The sequence below is a fragment of the Cytophagales bacterium genome (genome assembly GCA_019456305.1).
In the GTDB taxonomy this organism is placed as follows: Bacteria; Bacteroidota; Bacteroidia; order Cytophagales; family VRUD01; genus VRUD01.
Window position 1 is genome coordinate 1 of the sequence record VRUD01000074.1, and the last position, 21,659, is coordinate 21,659.

The 21,659-nt window shown below is 38.0% G+C and carries 17 protein-coding genes and 1 pseudogene; 12 read left to right on the forward strand and 6 right to left on the reverse strand.

Features of this window, described 5'->3' with window-relative positions; genetic code table 11:
- Positions 1-438 (reverse strand): hypothetical protein (locus FVQ77_14050; GenBank protein MBW8051433.1); only part of this gene is annotated, 438 nt, incomplete at its 3' end.
- 312 nt (positions 439-750) lie between these two features.
- Complete coding sequence (locus tag FVQ77_14055) at positions 751-1,521, reverse strand: nucleotide phosphoesterase (GenBank protein MBW8051434.1); 771 nt, start codon at positions 1,519-1,521, stop codon at positions 751-753.
- Positions 1,522-1,592: 71 nt separating this feature from the next.
- Here FVQ77_14055 and scpA point away from each other — a divergent pair, with 71 nt between their 5' ends.
- The 4 genes from scpA to FVQ77_14075 all read left to right on the forward strand — a co-directional run bounded on the left by scpA (position 1,593) and on the right by FVQ77_14075 (position 7,138).
- A complete protein-coding gene (gene scpA, locus FVQ77_14060) occupies positions 1,593-4,982 on the forward strand; it encodes a methylmalonyl-CoA mutase (GenBank protein ID MBW8051435.1) in 3,390 nt (1,129 codons plus the stop codon).
- 382 nt (positions 4,983-5,364) lie between these two features.
- Positions 5,365-6,432, forward strand: coding sequence for a hypothetical protein (locus FVQ77_14065; GenBank protein MBW8051436.1), 1,068 nt, complete (start codon positions 5,365-5,367; stop codon positions 6,430-6,432).
- A 228-nt stretch (positions 6,433-6,660) separates the two neighbouring features.
- Positions 6,661-6,909, forward strand: coding sequence for a type II toxin-antitoxin system HicA family toxin (locus FVQ77_14070; GenBank protein ID MBW8051437.1), 249 nt, complete (start codon positions 6,661-6,663; stop codon positions 6,907-6,909).
- Between the two features lie 7 nt (positions 6,910-6,916).
- Complete coding sequence (locus tag FVQ77_14075; GenBank protein ID MBW8051438.1) at positions 6,917-7,138, forward strand: type II toxin-antitoxin system HicB family antitoxin; 222 nt, start codon at positions 6,917-6,919, stop codon at positions 7,136-7,138.
- 113 nt (positions 7,139-7,251) lie between these two features.
- Here FVQ77_14075 and FVQ77_14080 read toward each other — a convergent pair whose 3' ends face one another.
- Positions 7,252-10,056: a DNA gyrase/topoisomerase IV subunit A gene (locus FVQ77_14080; protein ID MBW8051439.1), complete on the reverse strand. Its 2,805-nt coding sequence runs from the start codon at positions 10,054-10,056 to the stop codon at positions 7,252-7,254.
- 34 nt (positions 10,057-10,090) lie between these two features.
- Complete coding sequence (locus FVQ77_14085) at positions 10,091-11,935, reverse strand: type IIA DNA topoisomerase subunit B (protein ID MBW8051440.1); 1,845 nt, start codon at positions 11,933-11,935, stop codon at positions 10,091-10,093.
- 441 nt (positions 11,936-12,376) lie between these two features.
- On the opposite strand from FVQ77_14085, the gene yhdJ reads away from it, so the two are divergent.
- The 8 genes and pseudogenes from yhdJ (at position 12,377) to FVQ77_14125 (ending at position 17,451) form a co-directional block, all read left to right on the forward strand.
- Positions 12,377-13,237 (forward strand): adenine-specific DNA-methyltransferase, encoded by an 861-nt coding sequence (gene yhdJ / locus FVQ77_14090; protein ID MBW8051441.1) that lies wholly within the window; start codon positions 12,377-12,379, stop codon positions 13,235-13,237.
- Position 13,238: 1 nt separating this feature from the next.
- Positions 13,239-14,345, forward strand: a complete 1,107-nt coding sequence (locus tag FVQ77_14095; GenBank protein ID MBW8051442.1) for a restriction endonuclease — start codon at positions 13,239-13,241, stop codon at positions 14,343-14,345.
- Between the two features lie 53 nt (positions 14,346-14,398).
- The gene (locus tag FVQ77_14100; protein ID MBW8051443.1) at positions 14,399-15,349 is read left to right on the forward strand and encodes a hypothetical protein; all 951 of its coding nucleotides are present in this window, start codon (positions 14,399-14,401) and stop codon (positions 15,347-15,349) included.
- Positions 15,350-15,550: 201 nt separating this feature from the next.
- Positions 15,551-16,051 carry a carboxypeptidase-like regulatory domain-containing protein gene (locus FVQ77_14105; GenBank protein ID MBW8051444.1) on the forward strand — a complete coding sequence of 167 codons (501 nt, stop codon included), beginning with the start codon at positions 15,551-15,553 and terminating at the stop codon, positions 16,049-16,051.
- Positions 16,052-16,262: 211 nt separating this feature from the next.
- Positions 16,263-16,608 (forward strand): annotated as a pseudogene (locus FVQ77_14110) (type II toxin-antitoxin system RelE/ParE family toxin).
- 1 nt (position 16,609) lies between these two features.
- On the forward strand, positions 16,610-16,900 hold the full coding sequence (locus FVQ77_14115; protein ID MBW8051445.1) for a helix-turn-helix transcriptional regulator: 291 nt from the start codon (positions 16,610-16,612) through the stop codon (positions 16,898-16,900).
- Positions 16,884-17,165: a type II toxin-antitoxin system RelE/ParE family toxin gene (locus FVQ77_14120; protein MBW8051446.1), complete on the forward strand. Its 282-nt coding sequence runs from the start codon at positions 16,884-16,886 to the stop codon at positions 17,163-17,165. Before FVQ77_14115 ends, FVQ77_14120 begins: the two co-directional genes overlap by 17 nt.
- Complete coding sequence (locus tag FVQ77_14125) at positions 17,146-17,451, forward strand: helix-turn-helix transcriptional regulator (GenBank protein MBW8051447.1); 306 nt, start codon at positions 17,146-17,148, stop codon at positions 17,449-17,451. Before FVQ77_14120 ends, FVQ77_14125 begins: the two co-directional genes overlap by 20 nt.
- Before the next feature lie 267 nt (positions 17,452-17,718).
- On the opposite strand, the gene FVQ77_14130 is transcribed toward FVQ77_14125, so the two are convergent.
- Positions 17,719-20,349 (reverse strand): carboxypeptidase-like regulatory domain-containing protein, encoded by a 2,631-nt coding sequence (locus tag FVQ77_14130; GenBank protein MBW8051448.1) that lies wholly within the window; start codon positions 20,347-20,349, stop codon positions 17,719-17,721.
- A gap of 81 nt (positions 20,350-20,430) precedes the next feature.
- Positions 20,431-21,573, reverse strand: coding sequence for a molecular chaperone DnaJ (gene dnaJ, locus FVQ77_14135; GenBank protein ID MBW8051449.1), 1,143 nt, complete (start codon positions 21,571-21,573; stop codon positions 20,431-20,433).
- Between the last annotated feature and the right edge of the window lie 86 nt (positions 21,574-21,659).

The window sequence follows — 21,659 nt, forward strand, 5'->3', positions numbered from 1 at the left end:
TACTGTCCAGTTATATGAGGCAGCTCCTGAAACAGCAGCAATGGAATATGGCTCACCTGCTGTACCGGAGCATACGGCATCATTTCCTGTGATGGCTCCGGGGGTAGAAGGTGTAATACAAGCGGTGTCTCCTAAACAATAAATATTTTCCCAGTTCACACCCGAATATATCTGTAAACAGCTATCAGTAATATTAAATATCATTAAACTTAATGCAGGGCTGACGATATTATCCCTTTGTGTGGTAGTCATCCGGGGAATGAGTAATCCTTTATTAGTAGAAGCAACATCTAATATTGCTGAAGTGTCGGGTGGTGCATTTGTTGTGTTGATGCTGATTCCCTGAGCATTTGATTGAATCCCAATAAAATCTGGAGAAAATTGAAAAATGAAAAGTAGAAAAAATGAAAAAAGCGGGATAATAGTTGATCTTTTCATAGCTGATAATTGGTTAGATGGCTGTAAAGTCAAAGTAGGCAGCAGCAGTTGGCAGCGGCAGTCCTGCCAACTGCTGCTGCCTATTGCCGCTTGTTTATTAAGGTTATAAAGTTAAGTTGGTTTGCATGTTTATATGTCAAGTATCATCCCGAATGCTGTTGGGATTGTACTTAATAACTTGATTAAATAGTGTTCAAAGATAAAACTTTTATTTAGTACTCACAATTTTTAAGTACGAATTACGAAGTACGAATGAAGAAGTCGGAATTCGTAGGAATATTCGTCATTCGTAAATCGTACTTCAATTACTCTTCACTCCACTCCCCGCACCCTGCCTTCAACCTTCGCTTCCACATTTTTCCCTTGACTTGTTAAATATTTAATATATTCAATGATGGCATCCCTTATCTTTAAATTTAGAATTGTTCTTTTACAATTCTTCAGAAAAAACATATTATCACCTCCGTTTGCCAGGTAATCCGAAATGGCAAGTGTATAGGTTTTGTCAGGGCTAAATCTCTCTCCGCCAATTAAAATATCAACCGCCCTGTTTCCTTGTATATTGATCTCGGTATTAGCGATGGAAATATTCCTTTTTGCAGCAAGGTAATCAAACAGCTTCATTGCTGTGCTGCCATCTATTGTTAAAATCAGCAAGCTATTTTCAAATGGCATTAATTCAAAAATATCGCGTACGGAAATATCTCCTTTAGTTATAGGTATCCTTATTCCACCGTTGGTGATGGCAGCCAAATCTACTTTGCCGGAGTAATGTTTTTGAGCTTCTTCTCTCAATAGATCTACAATAAAATTACCAAGTGAAGATTCCAGCTTCCTTGTTGTGAGCGTTGAAGACGCATAACCGATCACTTCATTTAACTCCTCAGCCAATTGCATTTTGTACGGCTGGATCAAGTTTTCAATGATACTATCGGGCTGTATCCGATTATCAAGGTTAATAGATGATTCACCGGCAACATAACCGGGTTGGTATCCCCTGAAACAGCTTGTTAAGGATACAATGAAAATTAGAAGAAGCTTAAGTTTATAGGTATTGTAATATTTCATTGATTTGTTGTTCATTGTTAATAGTATTTTTTGTATCTTTGTATTTAAAAATTATTTTCTAATTTTGAGATCATTACTGTTCTTATATGTATAAAAACGATACTAAAGGTAGTCTTTTTTCTGAATTTGACAAAGTAAGCGCTCAAAAGTGGAAAAAAAAGATCATTAAAGACCTGTCCGCCACTGCGTTTTGGCAGGCGGGCCTCAAAGGTGCAGAAAATGATAAAAAATTAGTTTGGAAAACCGGGGAGGGTTTTGATATCAATCCGTTTTACACGAACACAGATCACCACCGAGAAATCGGGGCAGGCACAGATAATAACATAGATTACCACCGAGAAATCGGGGCAGGCACAGATAATAAAAGTTGGTTTATATGTGAAGAAATCAGTGTTGATCAAAGTAAAGACGCAATCAATAAAGCAGCTCATGCTTTACAAAATGGGGCGGGTTCAGTGAATTTCATCATTGATGATGCCGGAAAGTTTGATGTTAATGCTTTATTAAAAAAAATAGACGTGACCTCTGTACCTGTAACCTTTACAATAAAAGAGCAACCGTCTGATTTTTTAAAGAAATTTTATGCTGAATTAAATAAGTTAAATATACCGGCTAAAAAGATTGTAGGTTCTATAAATTACCAAAAAAATAAGGCTTCCGGAAAGGATGAGAAATTTTTTGAAGAATTAGCCAGGTTACATGCGCTTACAAAAAACTCTCCTGATTTTTATTATATTACGATTAATTGTATTAAAGGTCTCAACATAAATGTTGAGCTACATACACAACAAATTGCATTTTTTATCAGCAGAGCCGTAGAATACCTGGAAGCGCTCTCAGAGAGGGGTATAAATGTTGATGACGCGGCCTCTAAAATACAATTCAACTTACCTGTTGGCCCAAACTATTTTTTTGAAATTGCAAAACTGAGAGCTGTAAGGTTATTATGGGCGGATGTGATCAACGCCTTACTGCCGGCTTCGAAGGAGTCCGGTAAAATAGATACCGGGGTTATTTCTTCTTTAAAAATTCATATAGACGTCTTACAACCTGATGATAAGAGTGGTGATCCTGAAATGAATATGTTGAGATCTGCTACCGGAACGATGGCTGGCATTTTAGGAGGCTGCGATTCAATTACTATTGCCCCTTTTTATGTTATGTTTCCAAAATCCAGGGAAACTGCCGAAAGGATTGCAAGAAATATTCCTGTGATTCTTAAAGAAGAAGCGTATTTAGACAAGGTAACAGATCCCGCGGCCGGTTCTTATTATCTTGAGAATTTAACACAACAACTTTATGCGCATAGCGCAAAGCGCTTAGCCCCGCCATTTGGCGGGGTAAAGCGCATAGAGCATAGCCCCGCCAGTTGGCGGGGCTATGCGAATAAGCCGGTTGTATGGAAAACCGCAGAGCGAATAGAGGTTAAAAACTACTATACCGCTCAGGACATTCAAAAATTTGAGCATACTGAATTTGGTGCGGGCATCCCTCCCTATTTAAGAGGACCCTACGCTTCCATGTACATCACTCGCCCCTGGACCATCAGGCAGTATGCCGGCTTTTCAACCTCTGAGGATTCAAATGCTTTTTACAGGAAGAATTTAGCTGCCGGGCAAATGGGTTTATCGGTAGCCTTCGACCTTGCAACACATCGCGGCTATGACTCGGATCATCCCAGGGTTGAAGGTGATGTAGGAAAAGCGGGAGTAGCTATTGATTCAGTCCTTGATATGAAAATCCTTTTTGACCAGATACCTTTGGATAAGATGTCGGTTTCCATGACCATGAACGGAGCCGTCTTACCTGTGATGGCGTTTTATATTGTGACAGCAGAAGAGCAGAACGTTTCGCCTGACAAATTAACCGGCACGATCCAGAATGATATTCTTAAGGAATACCTCGTGCGGAATACTTACATATATCCTCCTGAACATTCTATGAAAATAGTTTCGGATATTTTTGAATATACTTCCAGGTACATGCCCAAATTCAATTCCATTAGCATCAGCGGGTATCACATGCACGAGGCGGGTGCTACGGCTGACCTTGAACTGGCATACACCCTCGCTGATGGCCTTGAATACCTTCGTACCGGTATCAAGGCTGGGCTGGACATAGATTCTTTCGCACCCCGTGTTTCGTTTTTCTGGGCTGTTGGTATGAACCATTTTATGGAAATAGCGAAAATGCGCGCGGGGCGATTACTCTGGGCTAAGATCGTAAAAGGTTTCAATCCCAAAAATCCTAAATCTATGGCATTGCGTACTCATTGCCAGACTTCCGGTTGGAGCTTAACAGCGCAAGACCCGTTCAATAACGTTACCCGTACTTGCGTAGAGGCTTTAGCGGCTGTGCTGGGACATACGCAATCTTTACATACAAATGCGCTTGATGAAGCGCTTGCCTTACCTACTGATTTTTCTGCGAAGATAGCACGCAACACACAATTATATCTTCAAAAAGAAACCGATATTTGCAGGGTGGTGGATCCATGGGGCGGTTCCTGGTACCTGGAATCGCTTACGCACGAGTTGGTTCACAAGGCATGGGATTTGATCTGTGAAGTAGAGGAGTTTGGAGGAATGGCTAAGGCGATTGAAACAGGGCTCCCAAAAATCCGTATTGAAGAAGCCGCAGCGCGTAAACAGGCAAGAATTGATTCGGGAAAAGATATTATTGTAGGTGTTAATAAGCTTGCCCCGGGCGATAGCGATGGACTCCCTATTGATATACTCGAAGTTGACAATTCTGCTGTAAGAAATATTCAACTCGCAAGTCTAAAAAAGCTAAAAGCCGGACGAGTTCATAAAGAGGTGGAAAGTGCATTGGAAGCTATTACTAATTGTGCAAAAAATGGAAAAGGCAATTTGCTGGAATTAGCTGTAGAAGCTGCCAGGAAAAGAGCTACCTTAGGCGAAATATCTTATGCTATGGAAAAAACATTTGGAAGACACAAAGCAACCATCCGCTCCATATCAGGGGTATATGCCCATGAAGTATCGGATGATGATAATTTCAAAATTACCAGGGAATTGACCGATAAATTTGAACGGTTAAAAGGCAGAAGGCCGAGGATCATGGTGGCAAAAATAGGACAGGATGGCCATGACCGGGGAGCCAAGGTAATTGCCACCAGCTTTGCAGACCTGGGATTTGATGTTGATATAGGCCCGTTATTTCAGATCCCGCAGGAAGTAGCAAAACAAGCTGCTGAAAATGATGTACACATTGTAGGGGTTTCTTCTCTTGCTGGCGGGCATAAAACCCTGATCCCTAAATTAATAGATGAATTAAAAAAAATCGGGAGGGCCGATATTATGGTGATAGCAGGTGGCGTCATCCCTCCAAAAGATTATGAATTTCTATACAAAGCAGGTGTGGCCGGTATCTTTGGGCCGGGTACGGTTGTTTCTGTGGCGGCTCAGAAGATATTGGAAAAATTGATGAATGTAGTAAAACAAAATGAAAAATAAAAAACGCCAACCAGCCCATAACAACGGGTATGCAATATGCGGGGGGAAGTGCAATTTGAAAGTTCATCATTTTTTGCTACCTTTGTGCTGGGGGAAAGGTACGAGGTATTAAACCCCGCACAGTGTGTCCTGAACTTAAAGGACAAAAGTTCTTTGAGAATCTAAGTGTCAGGATTATTAGCAACCAAAAATTAAATGGTATGACTGATTATTTTGAAACAAAGTCTCAACGGTTTAGACCGTGAGACTTAGATAACAAGAGCCGTATGAGCTGAGAGGTTCACGTACGTTTCTGTGAGAGGTTTGAGGTGAAATTCCACTTACCTACTCGACTAGCATTGCCCTTTGCCGTTGTGTGTAATAATGCTAAAAATTAAAAACGATGAACAATTTAAGAGACCTTCTAAAAGAACTGACAGAGCGTTCAAAAGAGCATAGAAGCTATTACGAACGAAATGAAACAGCAGTACGGACACAGTTAATTGACCCCATTTTGAGTGCTTTGGGGTGGGACACTTCAAACCCCGACTATGTTAAACATAACGAAGCTACGACAGACAGGGATATCCCGGACTACGCTTTATTTAAGAATAAGCAGCGAAAATTGTTTGTAGAAGCAAAGAATTTAAAAGTTGACATCAACAATAAGAAAACAATAAGACAAATAGCTGACTATTGTTATCATCATTCCACCGACTATGGAGTGTTGACTAACGGAATGAACTGGCTATTATTTGAAACCTACCAAAAAGACACAGGCCAAAGAGTAGTTTGGTCAATAAACTTTGAAAAAGATAATCTTGAAAATGCACTTGCCAAACTGGACACCCTTACTTTTCAAAACATAGACCACCTTAACGAACTGACAAAAAAATTAAAAATGCTGGACATGGCATGGACAGAAATAATTAATGACCAAGACTTATTGACAAATGTTTTGAGCAAAGTTGTTCAGAATAAGATTAAAGAAAGAGATCAAAATCTTGCATTCTCTTCAAATGAAATTAAGGACTATATAGCCGTAAAGTTTCAAACGAAGGACGTATTGGGACTTGAAACAAGACCAATAATTACCCAAGCACCACCAAAGACTCCCGAACAAACAAAAACGATTACAAAAAGAAAAGAACGGAATGAATACAGCATATTCGATAATAGGATTAAGATTAAATTAAATACCGTACATAGCCTTTATAAATTTAAATTGATTCCGATTAATAAAGACCATAATCAGTTTTTCCCAAAACATCCAAATAAATTTATTTTAGAAACAGATATTGGCGATTTTACAGCTGGCGTATATCAGCAAGGAACATATATTAAAGGTAGACCCCGAAACAGATTAACAGAATGGTATGAAACACATAATGATTTAGCGATTGGAGACAGACTAATTATTACAGCATTAGAACCTTTCGAAAGATATAAATTAGAAATAAAACATAATTAATGCAGAAAGAGTATCAACAAAGCACGTGGATTGCTTTACCTTTTAGCGAAATTATTAGGAGATGTCAACGCTGTTAATAAAGGGAAGATTGGCAGGCGGGCTTGAAAATACAATATGTAAACCTGAAAAGTCAGGCAGGCTGGGTAAACAAAAAACACAAGCTGCAAAATCGTATTGGTTGAATGTTAGATATTTTGATACTTTTTATATCATACCTGTTAGAAAAAATTGAACAAAAAAAAATTACTTCAGAAAATAGTAAGCGGTTCGTATAGGAACATATCCTTTAATGATTTTGTTACTTTAGTGCAATCTTTTGGTTTTGAATTTGTAAGACAAAAGGGCAGCCATCAAATATTTTGGAATAAAGAAGTAGGCGAACTCTTAAATTTACAAAATGTTGGTGGAGAAGTAAAGCCATATCAGGTAAGAGATTTTATTAAGATTGTTGAAGAAAACAATTTACAATTAAGCTAAAAAACTAATGGATATTTTACATAATTATCATATTAATGTCTTCTTTAGTACAGAAGATAATATGTTTGTTGCAAAAGCGCCTGATTTAAAACATTGTAGTGCATTAGGAAATACACCTGAGAAAGCAATCTCCGAACTTCGCACAGCAATGAATTTATGGATTGAGACTGCAAAAGTAAAAGGCATAACTATTCCTAAACCCAGATATAAACCTCCAGTTTATCAATAAGAATAATTATTAGCTTTCATCATCGGACAATGAAATTCTGCATATCAGTCATCGCTTTCTGCTATCTTTGTGCTGGGGGAAAGGTACCCCGCACATAGCATTGCCCTTTGCCGTTATTCCTTTCCCTTTTTCCCCACATCTTCATCCTTCGGCCGCTCTGGCTCAAACGAAAAATCTATCACTGAGCCAACCTTTATAATTGATGATTTTGGTTTCTTCCCATGCCGGGACTTCGTTTTTGTTTTTGATTGGCTTACCTTTTCAACCTTATTTTCACTTGCCTCCGCTGCCTCGTCCCCCCTACCTGCTCCAGACTTTGTCCCCGATTGCATCGGGACAGGTGGGATTTGGCTGGCAGGCGTCTCTTGTTCCTCACTCATTTCAATAGTCTCTTTTACCTTTTCTTCCTCACCCTCTGAAATACTTTTAACCAATTTCACTCCCATCACCTCCCTGCTGCTCAACTTATTCCCCATAGCTCTCCATCCTTTTACATCTATCAGATCGTTCATTTCAAGAATATCGGAATCTTTACCGGTCTTGGTATGCTTATAGCGTACTTCTATTTTTACGTCACCAGTTGCCGCCAAAATAAGTTTTGAGCCTTTTCGTTCACTGATGAATAAAAATTTCTTTCCAGCCGTAAGCGTTTCTATCTTAAATCTTTTGATATAATATTCTTTTTGGCTGCCATCATAATATATAGCCGATATAACAACCTTTTCAGGATCAAATTTTTCAATGATCAATATATCGTCAGCATCATACCTGTTGATCAACTCATGCGTTGTCAGTTCATAACAACCATCCTTGTAGATAACCAGGATAAGATCATCGGTATTAAAATTACCCAGGTATTTGCCCCTGCTGTCGTTGTTTAGTCTTCCGATTGTTTCATCAAACCATAAATCCCTTCCACCAATTGTAGAAATTCCCGCTGATTTTTGAATGATCTTCTTTACAGGATATTTGGTTAGAACATTTCCCTGCGAGCCCCTGCCCTTTATTGCAAGGCCGGAAAAATCATAGTCAAATACCTTTTTTTTAGCCCGGCAACCCTGGATGAGCAATACAGTAACAATTTCAGACTCGCCATTGGGGTTGGCTGTAAAATAAAGTTCCCTAGATCCCTCACTGCCTTTTGTAAGATCATATTCCTTATCTCTCGTAACCGAAGTTACAGAAAACCGTTTCACCATAGACTTGCCGGATTTGGCATCTAAGTAGATCATATTATAAACCATTCGCTGGTCATCTTTTTTCCAGACATTCAAATGAATGATATCTTTGCCAACAAAGGTTTTTTCTGCGATCTTCGTTACTACAAATTTACCGTCTTTACGGAAAACAATGATATTATCCAATTCAGAGCAATCGCATACAAATTCATCCTTTTTTAAACCATACCCGATAAAACCGTCTTGCCTGTTCACGTACAATTTTTGAACTGCTGCCGCAACCCGCTCGGCTGCAATGGTATCAAATGTTTTAATTTCGGTTTTACGGTCCTTGTCTTTTCCATATTTCTTTAACAGCCCTTCAAAATATGTAATGGCATAATCAGTTAAATGCGCAAGGTCATGGTTTACCTGCACCATTTCTTCTTCTAATTGCTTTATCAATTCATCTGCTTTAAAAGAATCATATTTTGAAATGCGTTTTATCCTGATCTCGGTCAATTTAATAATGTCATCGCGGGTAACTTCCCTTTTTAATTGTTTTTTAAACGGATCCAACCCCTTGTCAATCGTTTCAATAACAGACTCCCACGTTTCGCATTGCTCAATATCCCTGTAGATCCTGTTTTTAATGAATATTTTTTCTAAGGAAGAAAAATGCCATTTTTCAGCCAGGCCTGCTTTTTTGATCTCTAATTCAAGTTTTAATAATTCTATTGTATTGCCGGTTGAGATCTTTAGAATTTCATCTACACTCAAAAATTGGGGTTTTGCATCAACGATCACACAGCAATTGGGTGAAACGGAAACTTCACAATCTGTGAATGCATACAAAGCGCCTATAGAAATATCAGGTGATACGCCCGCAGGTAAGTGAACCAATATTTCTACCTCTTTAGCTGTATTGTCAGTTACTTTGGTTATCCTGAGTTTCTTATTTTCACTTGCCTTGGTGATGGAATCCATCAAACCGGTAGTAGTAATGCCATAAGGAATATCTTTAATTACCAATGTCTTTTTATCCAAACCCTCGATCTTTGCTCTCAGGCGCACCTTCCCGCCCCGCTTTCCCTGGTTATAATTGCTGAAATCAGCCATTCCGCCTGCCGGGAAATCCGGAAGTACGCTGGTTTTCTTTCCTTTCAGCACATCAATAGAAGCATGGATCAGTTCATTAAAGTTGTGTGGTAATATCTTTGTAGCCAAACCAACAGCAATGCCTTCTACACCCTGGGCTAACAACATTGGGAACTTGACGGGCAAGGTTACAGGTTCATTTTTCCTGCCATCATAAGATACCTGCCACTGGGTAGTATCAGGATTAAATGCTACTTCTAATGCAAATTTTGAAAGCCTTGCCTCAATATAACGGGGCGCTGCTGCACGATCGCCAGTTCTTATATCACCCCAGTTGCCTTGGGTTTCAATCAACAGCTCTTTTTGGCCCAGGTTTACCAAGGCGTCCCCGATTGCCGCATCACCATGTGGATGGTATTGCATGGTTTGCCCGATGATATTTGCCACCTTATTAAAGCGCCCGTCATCCATCTCTTTCATTGAATGCAATATCCTGCGCTGTACAGGTTTTAAACCGTCTTCCATTGCCGGAACTGCCCGCTCAAGGATCACGTAAGAAGCATAATCCAGGAACCAGTTCTTATACATGCCATCTACGTGAGCGATTTTGTGGATCTTTTCATCAGAGGTTTGCGGTTCAGTGCCGGAATTGGTTTTTTTCATGATCGTTTATTTATATAGATTATCAATTAACAAATCAATCAACAACCTCCTTCTCCACTCTTAAATTCCCAATAATAAAATCCTGCCTCTCAGGGGTATTTTTGCCCATGTAATAGCCCAGCAAATGAGCAATTTTCACTTTTTTATCAAGGTAGATTGGCTCTAATTTGATGTTCTCACCAATGAAGGCCCCAAATTCGTCAGGTGAGATTTCACCCAGGCCTTTAAATCGCGTTATTTCAGGTTTTCCGTCTAATTTATTAATAGCTTCCTGCTTATCTTTTTCACTGTAGCAGTAAATGGTTTCTTTCTTATTTCTTACCCTGAACAGGGGCGTTTCAAGAATGTACAAATGACCATTTTTCACAAGATCAGGGAAAAATTGCAAAAAGAAAGTGAGCAAAAGCAACCGTATATGCATGCCATCCACATCAGCATCAGTAGCTATGACCACCCGGTTGTATCTGAGCTTATCCAGCCCCTCTTCAATATCCAGGGCGTGCTGCAGCAGGTTGAACTCTTCATTTTCATAAACAACATTTTTCTTCAATCCAAAACAGTTCAACGGCTTGCCTCTCAGGCTAAAAACCGCCTCTGTTTCAACGTTCCTTGACTTGGTAATGGAACCGCTGGCTGAGTCTCCCTCTGTAATAAACAACGTAGATTCAAGATGCTTTTCATGTTTATCGTCCGTGAAATGTACCCGGCAATCTCTTAATTTCTTATTGTGCAGATTGGCTTTCTTAGCACGTTCATTGGCTAATTTACGAATGCCTGCCATATCCTTCCGCTCCCGTTCTGATTGCTGGATCCGGGCCAACAATAAATCGGCAGTTTCAGGATTTTGATGCAGGTAATCGTCTAATTCTTTTTTTATAAAATCGCCTACAAAGGTGCGAATCGTAGGGCCATCCGGGCCAATGTTGTCAGAACCCAGCTTGGTTTTGGTTTGAGATTCAAAAACCGGCTCGATGATACGCACGCTGATAGCCGCTGCAATGGACGCCCTGATATCCGGAAGGTCAAAATCTTTCTTATAAAACTCCCTGAGGGTTTTGACAAACGCCTCTTTAAAAGCCGTCAGATGTGTGCCTCCCTGTATAGTATGCTGGCCGTTCACAAAAGAATAATACTCCTCTCCATATTGGTTGGTATGGCTCACTGCAATTTCTATATCATCGCCTTTCAGGTGTATAATAGGATAGCGCAGTTCTTCTACATTGACTTTTGTGGTAAGCAGGTCTAAAAGACCATTTTCAGAGAAGAATTTCTTTCCGTTAAGGTTGATGGTAAGGCCGGCATTGAGGTAAACGTAATTTCCTATCTGGTCTTCAATATATTCCTGGTTGAAATGAAATTTTTTAAACATTTCATCATCAGGCATAAAGGTGATCTTAGTGCCGTTGCGTTGAGTTGTGCTTGTGAGTTTTTGGTCTTTTTTCAGGATCCCTTTTTCAAAATCTATCTCCTTGACTTTACCTTCTCTGAAAGATTCTACTTTGAAATAGTTGGATAAGGCATTAACAGCTTTGGTACCAACACCATTCAGGCCGACTGATTTCTTAAAAACCTCACTATCATATTTGGCTCCTGTATTGATCCTTGAAACACAGTCTAACACTTTGCCAAGCGGGATACCTCTTCCGAAATCACGCACGGTTACGACTTCATCAGATATTTTAATTTCAATCGTTTTTCCGTATCCCATCACATGCTCATCAATGCAGTTATCAATGGTCTCCTTTACCAGCACATAAATACCATCATCATGCGAGGAGCCATCACCCAGCTTGCCAATATACATGCCCGGCCTTATGCGGATGTGCTCCCGCCAGTCAAGCGATATTACTTTCTCTTCGGTATAGTTTGTTTCGGGCATGGGTTATTGATCGATCAAAATGCAAAATTAAAAATTATAGATCAGGAATCCTTGAAAAACCTGCTTAAACAGAAGAAATTTATGCGAAACCTCCAAATCAAATTTATTTAGAAAAGGATTAGATAAAATAACAAGTCCTTTAGATAATTGGGATATTTAGAGTATATTTACGAGAAAAAAAGGATATTACCTGCCCGCCAGTTGCTATGCCATTGTGTTGGCAGGCGGGAATTTGTATAAGTAAAAGTATGATCATAACTATACCCGTCTAATTTGGGTGTGTAAAGGTATGATTTGGTTAAAATCATAACTATATATACTAGTTGGCGGTAATTGGGGGCGAATTCTTTGATTATGTTGACAAAGCTGATAAATTACTGAAATTGAGCCCAAACAAAACGGAAATAATGTACTTTTGAACTGGAAAATATATGATTAATAATGCAAAGATTTGAAAAAAAAGGACATACAGTATATCATGGGGATGCTATTGAAATATTGAATACTGATGTTAATAACAAAAGCGTTGACCTGATTTTCATAGACCCGCCATACAACATTGGAAAGAACTTTGACGGAAGAAAAGACAAATGGGAATATGACAAGGACTATTTGGACTGGTGCTATGAATGGCTGAAATTGTGCATAAATAAATTAAAAGATGAGGGAAGTTTATATGTAATGACTTCTACTCAATTTATTCCTTATTTTGATATTTTTCTTAGAGATAAAATAACCATTTTGTCTAGAATTGTTTGGTACTATGACAGTTCAGGTGTACAAGCAAGAAAATATTATGGTTCATTATATGAGCCAATTTTATTCTGTGTAAAAAACCCCAATAGATACACTTTCAACACAGAAGACATTTTAGTTGAGGCAAAAACGGGTGCAAAGAGAAAACTAATTGATTATAGAAAAAATCCCCCCGAACAATACAATACCAAAAAAGTACCCGGAAATGTTTGGGAATTTCCCCGTGTTAGATACAGAATGCCTGAATATGAAAATCATCCTTCTCAAAAGCCAATTGCCCTAATGGAAAGGATAATAAAAGCAAGCTCAAATGAAGGAGATATAGTGTTAGACCCGTTTTCAGGAGTATTTACAACTTCTTATGTTGCTAAACTACTCAACAGAAAATCAATTGGAATTGAGATAAGCGAAAAATATTTAAAAATTGGATTAAGGAGAGCAGGGATTACAACGGAGTATAATGGTGAAAAACTTGAAAAAGAAATTCGGACTTTTGAGACTGAGAAACTGGAGAGAGCAACTACGCTAAAACTATTTGAAGAATAAGATGGAACACGACTTTACAAAGGTGATAGAGAAAATATTGCAAAATAACTTTGGGGGTGTTGGCGAAGAAATATTTCAGAAAAGTGAATTGCTGCAATATCTCAATATCAAGACAAAGTCAGCACATAAGGGTTCTAAAGCAAGAGGGAGTTTTGGAAACATATATGCAGTTTACGTTTTAATCGAGGACTATCTTGCTCACGACTTTCACGTTGAGGCTGGGTATGATGAATACGAAGGAGCAATATTCTCTGACCTTTTCAAGCGACAAAGAGAATTGCCATTTGGAGCTAAACTTCAAAACCACGCTCTAAATCACAGAATGAATCAGGAGTTTCGCAAATACTTCCCAACTTGTGAATATGTTCCTATTATCAGAGACGCAGAATCCAGCAGATATTGGATTAATGAGAACTTACTGAAAATAAAAGCAAATAGGAACAAACACAACATTGCTTATTCTGTTATTCAAATCATTGACTCCTATATTGAAACCAAAAAAGGAGCATTTGACCGCTTTATCAAAACCATTGAGGAACTGAAAAGCATTTCAGACAAAAAACCTGAAAAGGTTTACAAATTTATCATTGGCTTACTTGCTCAAAACATAGATGCGAGAATTTTTGAAATTGTAAGCTATGCAATTCTGAAATATTTCTATCACGACCAAGTTGTTTATTTTGGTTTTGACCGAGACAATATTGAAGAACACAACCTGACACTCTACAAAACTGGCCGAACAAATGCCAATGACGGAGGAATTGACTTTGTTATGAAACCACTTGGTAGGTTTTTTCAGGTAACTGAAACAACAGACGTTAGAAAATACTTCTTGGACATTGACAAAATTCAGAGATTCCCAATTTCGTTCGTTGTTAAATCAGAAATGACGATTGACGAATTGAAAGAAAATATCAAAGAAAAGGCAGAGGAACAGTACGGAGTGAAAGCCATTGTCAAAAAATATATGGAAGCCATTGAGGAACTTTTTAACATTCAGAAAATCAAAGAATGCTTCGAGAAAGCAGTGGAATTGGGATACCAGAGACAAATTCTTGGCGAGATAATTCTTCAAAGCAAACTGGAATTTAACTACGAGGAAGAATAAAAATGAGGCGCAAAATTAAACATTTATGCTGGCCATAATCAAAACACAGAAAGATGAAAAATGACAAGATTAAAGAACATGAACTCAAAGGTGAAATAAACTATTGCGCATTTATTGACGTACTTGGATATGGCAATATAGTATTTGATGAGAACAGGTCAACTCAAGAGAAAATTAATATTCTGGTTAGTATTTACATGAATCTATTCTCCTCTATCTCATCCACAATTAAAGAAATTAATGAAAATTGCGATGACAAGATTTTTATTAAATCATTTAGTGATTCTGTTTATCTAGAAACTAAGAATTTAGAATCATTGCTTTTTGCTTGTTATCAAATCTTCAATATTGCATTCAATTATTATATCAATTTCAGTCAGAAAGAAAAATATACACCTCTATTACGAGCAGGTATAGTAAAAGACTGGTCATTGCGTATTATGGATATTGCATCTTTAACGAGACAACCATATGACCAATTTTACAAAAATGACGAATTCAATAATATTATTGGACTTGGAATAGCAAGGTCATATACAACAGCAGAAAAATCAAATCTATCCGGAATGAGATTAATAATTTCACCAGAAGTTATCGGAGATATTCAGTTGAAACCATATAAAGACACGACTTTTGAATCTTATTATTTTGACTGCCAAAATTTCATCAAATTATCTTGGCTAAAACATAATCCTAAAACAATTCCCTTATTTTTTACACCTATAAGGAAAAACGAAAAAAATCAAATTGTAAACTTATATGAAAATTGCTGGCCCGTATTTAGATATGCCTATTCAAGAAATAAAACTGACATTTTGCATCATGTAAATGAAATAATAAAAATGAAAATCAATTTTGACGAAAGGACTATGAGGCATTACATTAAGACCTCTGAAATTATTAAAAAAGCATTCCTCATAACCCTTTCCATAAACGACTCAGTATTTTCAAGGGAAACAATAGAAAGTTGTTTATCAGAACTTGAAAACATTACTGATATATAAAATTGTTTTTGAGCACAATTTTGCAATATCACGACAGACCAGAATTCGCCCCCAACTACCACCAACAATGCATAAAAAACATAGGGCTGACAAGGGTTTTAGAGAGGTTTGTACATTTTGCAAACTTTAATTTCGGTTGACTGGAAAGTAGGTTTTAATGCCCTACGTTTTTTATGCTTACCGTTGGCGTGCATTAAAAAAATGACAAGATATCTTACCATAACATTCATTTTTCTCTTTGGACTTGGTTGCTCGACAACTAAAGGACAATATACTTATGAAGTCTGTGTTCAAAAACCATCAGAAACAAGTGAAATCGTTAAAAATGAAAATATTGGTATTGCCGATACAATTGTAGCTTTTTTGTCGGGTCAAATAATAGGCAAAGGCACGAATGAACCTCTTGCTTTTGCCAATGTAATACTGACCAACCAAAGTACTGGCAAAAAGTTTGGAATGGCAACAGACACAAATGGAACTTACACAATAACAGCTCCTGCTGACGAATATGAGTTTCAAATCAATTATGTTGGATATTCGACATTTAAGAACGAATTGAAACTTGGGACAGGAGAAATAAGAGAAATTGATGTTGCACTCGGACAAGGCGGAGCTTTTGTGACCTATGAAATAAAAAGTTACAAAAAACTCAGCCGAAGGCAGTTGAACAAAAAAGCTGAAGAACTGAAGAAAGAAAAATAAAAAACGACACGCCAACAATGGGTATAAAAACATAGGGTAGACAAGTAAACACTTATCTTTGAGTTACTAAACGGCTCTTGTTTCCGGGGACAAATCCGTTTTCAATAATCCCTACGTTTTATACCCGAACCGTTGGGGTACATAAAACAATTCCGATAGACTGAAACAAAATACAGTTGCACTTCGTTAACTAATTAGTTACCTTCGCTCAGTGGAAAGACAAATTACAACTTATGGTAGCTATTTTCGCGACTTTTACGAGCGACAGGACTCGAAAACAAGAGTGAAAATTGATTACGTGCTTGACATCGTTAAACACGAAAGACAAGTACCAATTAAGTTCTTAAAACATCTTGAAGGAACTGATGGACTCTACGAAATAAGGGTCTCAACATCATCCAGAAACATCAGAATCTTTTTGCTTTTTCGACTCTGGACGGTTGGTTATCTTGACCAATTGCTTTGTTAAAAAGACACAAAAGACTCCGGGAAAAGAACTTAAACTGGCACTTAAATTAATGCAACAGTATTTTGACAGTAAACATAAAACCAAGTGATATGGAAAAATTAACAACATTCGAGGAGCATCTCGACCGACAATATGGAAAGACCGGTACTCCAAGACGTGACAAATTCGATGCTGATTCACTTGCTTTCAGAATTGGAGAAATGTTAAAAGCCGCCCGACAAGAAGCCCACATGACACAGGAGGAGCTTGCAGAAAGGACAGGAACGAAAAAGAGCTACATTTCCAGAATTGAATGTGGAAAAAGCGACATTCAGATTTCAACATTTTTCAAGCTCATCGAAAGTGGACTCGGTCGGACTATGAATATTAACATCAGATAAAGATAAAATTATCTGGACTTTTGATTTGATAGAGGAAATTCAAAAGATACCCAAATCTTATCTCAAACACATTAAAAACACGGATGGATTATATGAAATTCGTGTTCAACAAGGCGGTGACATTTTTAGAATATTTTGCTTTTTTGACGAAGGAAAACTGGTCGTGTTAACAAATGCTTTTCAGAAAAAGACGCAAAAGACGCCAAAACAAGAAATTGACAAAGCACTTAAAATAAAGGAGGAATATTATGCTGAAAAAAAATGACATTAAGACACTTGCCCAGTTCAAAGACGAACAGTACGGCAAACGTGGGACTTCTAAACGTGAGAAGTTAGAAGCTGGTTATGAAGAGTTTAAACTCGGTGCATTAATTCACGAAGCCCGAATAGAAAAAGGGATGACACAAGAAGAACTCGCAGAACGTTGTGGGACAAACAAAGCGTACATTTCACGAGTTGAAAACAACATTAAAGACGTTCGAATTTCGACATTACAAAAAATCGTAGAACTTGGTTTTGGCGGACATTTGCAACTTTCTATCATCCTCTAACATTGACGGACAGAAGAAAATCGCATATAACATCTGTAGCCCTCCCCACCAATAATGAAATAAGAGGATACTTTAGTCACTCGTGGACAGAAAAAAATGAGCAAAAAATGATAACACCAGCTAAATTCAATGCGGGTGAAGTGGCAGTTTGAAAGGTCTGTGCTTTCTACTATCTTTGTTCTCGTAGGACAAGTACGATGCTATTAATCCCGCACTGCATTTAGCCCTGTCCGTTAACTGTCAACTGCCTTGCTCATTCGTACTTCCTCAAAACCCTATCCCAATCCTCACCCCTGCCTTTGTCTCACCCTGTTGAAATGAACTAACCAAATCAACCCTGCCAATCTTTAAAATGTGCTCAATGCCTATTCCAATTTCCACATAATTCTTTGAAAGTCCGGTGTATAAATAATTAAGGCTTGCCACAGCTTGAAATTTAGTTCTTCTAAGCAGTGGGAACTTGTTCAGCACAAAACCATTAAAATGATGCTCATAATGTCCCTCAACAAAAAAGCCGGTGGTACTAAACTTGTAATAGTCCAGTAAATAAAAATGATCCTGGTCCATTGTACTGAAAATAGTCTGATTTCCCATAAAATGTTTGTAATCTATGAACTCAACTTTATTTTCATTTAAAAATGTACCTGCAGAAACATTCCAGTACCCACTGCCTAATAATTTGAGACTGAAATTATCCCTTACCAACAGGGAAAGATAGTCAAACCAAGCCCCCCTAAATCCTCCCAAAGGGGGGACTTTGCCACCGCTTTTCCCCTTTTTGTAATTGATCGTTAGCGTTGGATACTTTGAGCCAATGATGATCTTTTGGTCAGGCAAAGAATAATATTTTTGTTTGAGTCTGATCCTTATGGAAATATTTAACTGAAGATTGTTATGTTGCCTAAACTGTATGGCTGCTGAATCACCTGCTAGGATATTCGGAGTATATTCTCTATCGTCATAATCAACCCAGGTATAGCTTGTAGTATTGACAAGCGGTTTTCTTTCAGCGTATTCCAGCGAAGTATTTAGCAGCAAGCCATTGGCTATCTCTGTCCTGTATTTTATTTTGGCAAAGGATTTCTCATATATCTTCAAAAAATTTTGTTCATTAAACAAGCTGTAAAGTGAATTAACAAAAGGCGAGATTGGCTCATAAGCATTAAACTGGGTTACAAATCTGCCAAATTCAGTTGAAATGTAGGCAAACCTTTTCGGTTTGTAATAAAAGGTGGATGATAAAGTTGCGTTAAAATGTTTATTTGAAAAACCATACCTTAGAGACGGTTCTATCGTTAAAAATTTTCTATTCTCATATTCTTTGCTATATTCAGTATATAAATTCAGTGCGAATCCTTCAACGGTATTGAATTGAATATTTTGGATTAGCGGGCTGATTGAATAGTTAGTCTTTTTGTATGAATTATAATAAGAATAGCCGCCATACAAAATATCACCGGCAGAAAACCTGTTTTCTTTCTTATCTAAAGAATCCCGGTACTGTTTTGTGTTTGAGAGGACCTCAATGCTATCCTTTCTTCTATAATCTTTTACTTCCTCAATGGTCAATGGCATGGGCCTGATTTTCTTCCAATAAACCGTATCTCTTTTATTAGATCCTTTTTCAATCGCCATTATTTCATTATTGAAAAATTTAGCCCCTCCTAAATCCCCCCTTCCACTATTCCTTACAGAATCGGTGAATCGCTTCGTTTTCCTTCTCTCCGTTTCTACGATTCCCCGTTTCTCCTTTTTAGGGGGGCTTGGAGTTAGAGCGGGGCTGGCCTTGTAATTTGAATAAACTGCGACAAAATATCCCTCCCCTTTAAAACCCAAAATACTTAAAGCAAACTTAAACTTTTGAGACAGCATCATCCAGATATTGTCCTGTACAGGTGCAAAAACCTGCTTTACAATTACATAATCTAAAAATTCAATTTGTGTGCCTTTACTTAATGATAAAATTACACTTTGCAGCCTCCAGCTATCTTCTACAATGTAAATATAACCTTTAAATACAGGATCGCTCTTCCTGATGGGTGTTACTTTGATTTTGTTAATGATCACACCATTACTGCTACTGCCTGCCTGCGCCAAAGGTTCGGCAGGCAGGCTGTTATCTCTTATCGTGCCAATCAATTTATACTTGTAATAGAGCAAAGCATTGCTGGCTATGGGCGAAATAAATCCTCTTTCATTCAGTCCATCCAGCTCTATTACATTTTCATAGAAATTAACCATCATTTGAGACGCCTGATTAAAGCTGAATGCCCTATTGTCTCCGCTTACTTTTGAGGCGATCATCCTTTCTTTGACCTTATCAGGCCTTTTATAGAATAATTCCGATACCGATTCGGATAAATAAATTATGCCTGTATCAACATTCACAGCCATTCCCAATAAATTTTTGGGCGCTTTATATAATCTTTGTAAGCCTTTAATATAAACTTTACAGGAGTAAGACTCTATTTCATTGAGATGGTATTTTCGTCTTTTTATTGCGTTCCTGATAATCCGGTATGCAGGATCTTCACCTGTTGCCTTCACGACAACTTCCTTCAGCCTGTAGATCTCGGGACTAAGAGTTACATTGAATGTTTGAGTATCTGAGTAGTTAAGTGTTTGAGTTGTTTCAGAATGAACTTTATAGCCAATGTATTGAAAAAGTACTCTATGAGTCCCGGGAGGGACTACCAGATGATAATAGCCATCCTGATTTGTAGTGGTTCCGATGGAAGTGTTTTTTATATATACATTTGCAAAGGGTAAGCCCCGGCCTTTTTCACCAAGTACTTTGCCGGATATAGTTTGGGCATAAGTATCATATGAACACAGATTTAAAAAAACACAGATTACGCAGATAATCGGTGTAATCTGTGTTTTGAGAGACCCATTCATATAGCTTTTAGCTTTTAGCTGTTAGCTTTTGGCTGTTAGCTTTTGGCTGTTAGCTAACAGCTAACAGCTTTTTAATCTGTGTTATTGAAAGTATTCCCTCATCCTCTCAAAAAAACCCTTATCATTTTTGCCGGGTTTGGGGGTAAAATTTGGTGAGTCTTTGAGATTTTGCAATAATGCACGTTCCTCATTTGTCAATTGTTTCGGAGTCCAGATGTTTATATGTATGAGCTCATCACCTTTTCCATAAATGTTAATATCCTTAATACCCTTATTTTTCAGTCTCAATATCGAACCTGCCTGGGTACCCGGAGCAATTTTTATCTTAACTTTACCATCAATTGTTGGAACTTCTACATCGGTTCCAAGAGTTGCATCAATGAAACTTAAGTAAAGATCATAAACAATATTGTTGCCATCTCTTATTAACTGCGGATCTTCAATTTCTTCTATAATAATAAGCAAGTCCCCGTATTCACCTCCTTTAACAGCTGCATTACCTTTACCGTTCATTGAAAGCTGCATCTCATCGACAACACCGGCAGGAATATTTACAGTGATGGTATCATTAATGAGTTTTCTTCCTTCCCCCTGGCAACCATTACATTGCTGACCAATTACCTTACCTTCGCCACCGCAAGCAGGGCACGTACTGGAGGAGACCATTTGCCCAATCATGGTGTTGACAACATTCCTGATCTGGCCAACACCCTTGCAAGTACCACAGGTTTGCAAGTCGGTTCCATTTTGTGAGCCGTTACCACCGCATTCATCGCAGGTAGCATACCTCTTTACCTTTATTGTTTTCTCTATACCATGTGCAATCTCCTGAAGTGTAAGATTGAGCTTAATTCGCAGGTTTGATCCTCTCCTGAACGCTCTTCTGCCTGTAGCTCTTCCCCCAAAAAAACTCTCAAATGGATGACTGCCCCCAAAAATATCACCGAAATGGGAAAATATATCCTCCATATTCATTCCACCAGTGCCAAATCCACGACCATTTACGCCTGAATGCCCGAACCTGTCATAATTGCTCCTTTTATCATCATTGCTTAAAACCTCATAGGCTTCAGCAGCTTCTTTAAATTTTTCTTCAGCAGACGGGTCATCAGGGTTCTTATCCGGGTGAAATTTGATCGCAGTTTTCCTGTAAGCTTTTTTAATCTCATCAGCGACAGCATCTTTGCTGACGCCTAATACTTCGTAATAATCTTTTTTATTCATTATTCCGATACTAATTAGTGTCTGTCTATAAAGTCGAATGTTTAATATATTATAGTAAAAACATAACTTCGTAAGTTGATTAAAAA